Here is a 5,503-nt window from a genome sequence, read left to right as displayed (position 1 = left end):
TAGACAAGGTGCCCAACGGCATCGTAGCCATAGGTCGCTGTCTCGCTGCCCGCGGCCATGATGCGGCGATTGAGCGCGTCGTAGGTATTCGATGTCGGCCGCCGCCCTCCGTCCACCACGTTCCCCGCGGGTCATAGTTGGGCGCCGAGTCCGCGACCACCCGCCCGACGTCGTCTCTCGCGTAGCCAGCCTGCTCGTGCGGCCCGTTTTCTCCACGCCGACGATGTTGCAAATGTTGCATCGTGTTGCGCAACACGGCTGCAACATTTGCAACATCGACGCCATCCTCGCGTCGGCAAACGTTTATCCCGCAAGGAATTCGCAATCGCCACAGTTAGGCACTCATTCTGCCTTGGCGCCCGAGCATACGCACTCCACGGGAGCCCTAGATGCGCGCCGCCTTACGACTCGGTTCACCCTTCCGTTACGCACGCCGCCGGTTCGCCGCGGCACTGCTGCTGATGACGATGAGCACATCCGCATCGAGTATGGCACTCGGTGCCGCTCTCATTGCATCGGGTGGCTTGACGAGTGCTGCTGATGCGCAAGGCGGTGCCCAACCGTCGAGTGGCATTCCTAACATCGGCGGCGGCGACAAGACACCGCCGGTCGTAGAGGTCGCTCCCGCGACGGGGACCGATACTCTCATCAACCTGCCGGTGACGATCACCTGGTGCGACAACGTCAGCCTTGTTGCCAATAGCCGGTCGATCGAGTTCGATGGTGTCGCCGTCACTTCGAGTTTCACCTACCAGACAACGACCGAGGCCGGATGCGCCGCCGCGGCGACGTCCAGCGGCACGGTCTCCCTGCGGCCGGGTAAGGCGGATACGCTCGTCGCCGCTATTGCCGACGGTGCGCTCAATCGTGGAAGCGGGACGGCGATCTATACCTACACGTCCCCACCACATCCAATCGTCTCGATCACTCCGGATGACCTGGCGCAGAATGCCGCGCCGAACAGCGTTGGCCTCATCGACACGTTCACAGTGGCCAATACGGGAGGCGCCAGTGGCCAGATTACTCTCTCGACCACCGGCTGCGTGGCTCCTGCCGTCAACTGCGGCGCACCGAGCTCCGGGTCCGTCACGCTCGCGCCTAACCAAACGGCGCCCATCACGGTCACCTTCGGCACCAATGGCACGCCAGCCGGCGGCGGCCTCGTCAAATTGCACGGCGTTGCCGGCACATCGCAGGACGATGGCACGATCGATGTGAACACCGCGTTGCCTTGCGAGACCGCGCTTACCGCGATCAGGCCGTGCACCTCGACCATGAGCGAGGTCGTGAGCAAGCGGGCGATTGGGAAAGAGTTCATCGTGACGAACATGAACCCCCACGAACCGGTCAGCTATTCGCTCTCTACCACGAACACGGGCGCCGTTGTCGTGGATAGTATCCACCCAAGTTCCCTTGTCGTGCAGAGCGATTCGTCCAAGGCCATCGACGTTTTCTTCGACACGAAGAGTACGCCGGGCACGGGCACTTTCACCTTCACAGCTGACGACGGACAAGCCGCCGTCACGGCGAGCGTCACGGTCACCGTGGCGAATCCTCCGCCCCCGAAGCCCTTCTTGAATATCGCCGTTACGCCACACCATTCGGCGTTAGACGTCGACCCTGGCGCACCTGCGGCGCGCACGTTCACGCTCGTCAACAACAGCACGGACAGCGCGACAATCAAATACACGCGCGCCTGCGCTGGCAGCGCAATCGCGAGCGGGTGCACGTCGTCCACAGACACTGTCCACCTTGGGGCGGGCGCGACGAGCAACGTTTCCATTGCGTTTACTTCCAGTCTGACAGGCGGCGCCACAGGCAGGCTGTCGCTCATCGCCTGGTTAGTCAGCGACACGACCGTTCGCGACAGCGGCTCGGCAGATGTCACGGTCGTTCGAGACAACAATGGGGTCGTCGACGTCGCGTCCGTGAACGCCGGGAGCACGCTCGAGCGCAGTTTGTGTCTCCACGTCTCCGTGGCGAAAGGCGTGAGCTACGAGTGCGGGGATCTGCGTGTGGCATACGCCCTGCCAACAACGACGACGCTGACTAACGCACGCACGCCGGTGCTGCTCTACAACAGCCGGTTCGCATATCCTCATGTCGTGATCGCGGCGAACGTCACGCTGCCGGATACCCGCATTCCGGATTCCGTATCGGCTCGCTTGCTCGACAGCGTCGGAGTCAAGCTCGACTCGGCCAAGTGGAGCGGCACGAACTGGGCGCCGCTCAGCACGCGGCGGATCGCCCTGATGTTCGACCCGGTGGCAACGCGCAATTACCAAAATGGTGCCCAACGCTACGCGCTCGAGGTCACGCGGTTCTATGGCGGCGTGGCCTCGCGCGATACGGTATCGGGCGAGTTCTTCGTCGTTCGCCGAGATCACAGCCAATTCGGCCACGGCTGGTGGGTCGCCGGGCTGGAGCGGCTGACGCTCACCCCTGGATTGAGCACGATGTTCTGGGTCGGCGGCGATGGCAGCGCTCGAGAATATGTGCGCTCGCCCAGCAACCCGAACGCGTGGGGCGCCGCCAACGTCGACCGCCCTGATACCGTACGCCGGGTCGGCAACCGGTTCGTCCGCTTCCTGCCTCACGGGCTCAAGGTGCAGTTCGACACCGTCTACGGCTGTCACATGGAGACCGTCAATCGGTTAGGCCAGACAACGACGTTTGCCTACACGGACGCAAATTGTGGACGCCTCAGCACCATCACGTTGGCGCCGGCATCGGCGAACAAGGTCTACACCTTCTCCTACGAGAACGTGGCCGGCAATTGGAGGCTGACCCGCGTCGATGCCCCGGCGATTTCCGGACAGGCCCGATTCGATTCGATCTCGCGCAACGCGAATGATCAGGTGACGCGCATCGGTGATGTCTACGGCGACACGCTCGCGTTCGGGTACCGCGCATCCTACGATGCGCGCGTGACCAAGCTCATCGACCAGCGCGGCGACTCGCTGAGCTTCACCTACTACTCAACTGCGCCGAGTCCATTGGTGCAGGCCTCCATTCCGCTCGCGGCGGGCAGCAACGCCGTGACGGGTTTCACGCCGCTGGAGACCCGTGGCCTCCAAGGCACAGCGGCGCTGACGCTCGGTGCGGCGAACACCAAGGTCGACGGGCCTCGGACGGATGTTGGCGACACCACGGAGTTCTGGCTCACTGCGTTAGGCGCGCCTAACCGCATTCGCGACGCCCTCGGCGATGAAACGCTGATCGCGTACGACAGCGCCATCTTTCCCGGCCTTGCGGCGCGCGTTCAGCACGCGAACGGCCAGATCGTGGCGGCGACGTACGACGACCTGGGCCACGTGAAAACGGTAACCGATTCGACGACCTTCACGCCAAGTCCGCTCAAGTACTCGACGACCTCATACACGTGGGACCCAGCATGGGACTTTATCACCGGGACGGTCAATCCGGAGGGCGATGCCAACTCGGCCACCTACGACCCCGCGAATGGAAACACGCTCACCGAAACGGACGGCGCCGGGCACCAGGTCAGGTTCTCGTACTACACGACCGGCACTGCGACAGCGCTCCTGAGCGCCGTCACGTACGCGAGCGGCGCCACCGATTCGCTTTTTTACGACAGTCAACAGGGCAACCTCTCGCGCACGCTGTCTGCGTTAGGCAATGCGGCGGGCTACGCGAGGGACGGGGCCGGTCGGGTGGTCGCGGACACGACGCCCAACGACTCTGCCAGCGGTTTTCACATCACGCGCCACCTGCTCGATCTCCTCGGCCGGGACACGCTCACGATCGACAGTGCCGGCGCGCAAGCGCTGCGCGTGCGCCAACACTACGACCGCGCCGGAAACCTCGACACGCTGTGGAAGTGGAGCACGCCCGATCCGAACGCGATCGGCACGGAGAAGCAGGCGTTCGTCTATGACCGGGCCAACCGCAAGACGACGGAAACGTTGCTCGGCTCTCAGCCCGTCACGTGGACCTACGATCCCGCGGGCAACGTGGTGGACGGCGGTCGGCGGCCGACCTCGAATACCTACGACGCGCTCAATCGCCGCATCATGGCCGTGGGCAGCGAGACAGCGACCTATGGCTACGATGCCGTTGGGCACCTTGTCTATGCCAATAATCCATATGCACGCGTTGCCCGCGCGTACAACGCGAACGGCACGCTGGCCGCCGACACGTTGCGGATCGCCACCGCCGACTCGACGGCCGGCGATTTCAGCCAACACGTGTACGGGATTGAGAACGGATACGATCTCGATGGTCGGCGCATCTCGATCACGTATCCAGCGACACTGGCCGGGAGTGGCAGCGTCGCGCACTACGCCTACGATGCCCAAACCGGTATGCTGGACACGGTACGCGACTTGGCGGGCAACCAATTTCGCTACCAATACGACGCGGATGGGCGCCTCGTGCGCCTCACGCGGTTCGCCCAGAGCGCCGACAGTGTCTGGGAGACCGATGGGTACGATGTCGACTCGCGCCTCGTGCGGCGGGTGCAGGCATCCGCCACGTTTACGTTCCACAATGATACCGTGACGTACGACCGAGCCGGGAAAGCCAATGGCGACGCGACGGACAGCGATGGCGGGAGCGTGGTGTTTGCGAGCTTCGGGTGGCTGCGCGCGGCGAGTTACCCCGGCACCCCCGGACCGGAGCAAATCACGGACGATGCGTTAGGCAACCATGCGACCATGTGGGTGCCGGCCACGCGGTACAGTCAGCACGTCTATCGCTACACGCCCGGGTCCGATCGGGACACGATGGCGGTGCAGCCGTCGACCCCGACGGACACGACCAAGTACTACTACGGCGCGTTTGGCGAGGCGGGCGAGCACGTCGACGTTCACGACTTCAATCCGGTTGGGTCGCGCAGCAACCAGGAGATCCGCGACGTCGTCAACGCCTACAACGCGCAGCAGCAGCTGATTCGCAGCCATTACACGCTCGATACCGCCTTCCACACCAGCGACCCGCCGCCGAATTACAAGGCGTACAACCGGGTCGAGTACTATCGCTACGATGCGTTAGGCCGCCGCATCTTCCAACGCATGGTGCTCGACACCGGCGTGATCTGCCAGCACGACGATCCGGTCTCGGGCTGCAAGAGTCTGCTGACGCGGACCGTGTGGGATGGCAATCAAGTGCTGTACGACATTCGCGCGCCCGGCGACACGAACAACGCGCAGCAGGAGGACGACGACGACGAGTTCGACCCGTATGGCCAGGTCGCCTATATCGACGGGCCAGGGATCGACCAGCCACTCGAGCTCATCAAGAACGGCACCGTCGTGCTCCCGCTCCAGAATTGGCGGAGCCTGTACGACCTGGGCGCGTGCCCAACGACCTGTGGGCTTTCGTCCGTCGTGCAATTGCCCGGCGGTGCGGCCTCCTCGTACGGTGACCACGCCCCGCAATCGGCGCCGGCGTGGTGGGGATCGATCGTCAGTGGCAGCCAAGACGGCTCCGGCTATCAGTACCGGCGGAATCGCTACTATGATCCCCAAACCGGACGGTTCAC

The 5,503-nt window shown here is 64.0% G+C and carries 1 protein-coding gene; it reads left to right on the top strand.

Annotated features, from left to right (window positions below):
- Positions 1 to 467: 467 nt before the first annotated feature.
- Positions 468 to 5,503, top strand: a 5,036-nt coding sequence (locus tag VFW04_19020) for a hypothetical protein (protein ID HEX5181431.1), incomplete at its 3' end; no start/stop codon positions are given.

Source organism: Gemmatimonadaceae bacterium (genome assembly GCA_036273715.1).
Lineage (GTDB): Bacteria > Gemmatimonadota > Gemmatimonadetes > Gemmatimonadales > Gemmatimonadaceae > JADGGM01.
The sequence above is the reverse complement of the archived record's forward strand: the minus strand, read 5'-3'. Positions and strand labels throughout refer to the sequence as shown.